This is a genomic window from Porcipelethomonas ammoniilytica (genome assembly GCF_025567485.1).
Taxonomy (GTDB): Bacteria; Bacillota; Clostridia; order Oscillospirales; family Ruminococcaceae; genus Porcipelethomonas; species Porcipelethomonas ammoniilytica.
Window position 1 is genome coordinate 1 of record NZ_JAOQKH010000126.1, and the last position, 319, is coordinate 319.

The following is a 319-nucleotide window of genomic DNA, read 5'->3' on the forward strand; positions in this document are numbered from 1 at the left end:
CGGAATACAAAGAAGCGGAGAATCAGGGAGATTACCTGAAAACAGTACAGCTTCAGAACAGTTTTCTGAAAACAGCAGAGGAAGAAATTCTGACAGAACTGATATACAAATAATCGGCAATACTCCGTACAGATACATTCCGCAAAAGACTTACAGAAAGTATGATACCGATATTGCTGCTAAAATTGCTGATAAGCTTGGGGAAAGCGGAATAAAATTCTCCGGTAAAATTGCCGGAGAAACAACAACTATTACAGTCAGCAAAGCTGATATTGAACGTCTGGAGGAGATTGCACACAGCTTTACAGCTGAAAAAGAA

General features: G+C 39.5%; 1 protein-coding gene. It reads left to right on the forward strand.

Going from position 1 to position 319, the window contains the following annotated elements; genetic code table 11:
- Positions 1 to 319: hypothetical protein (locus OCV67_RS13615; RefSeq protein WP_178085204.1), on the forward strand; the 319-nt coding region annotated here is incomplete at both ends.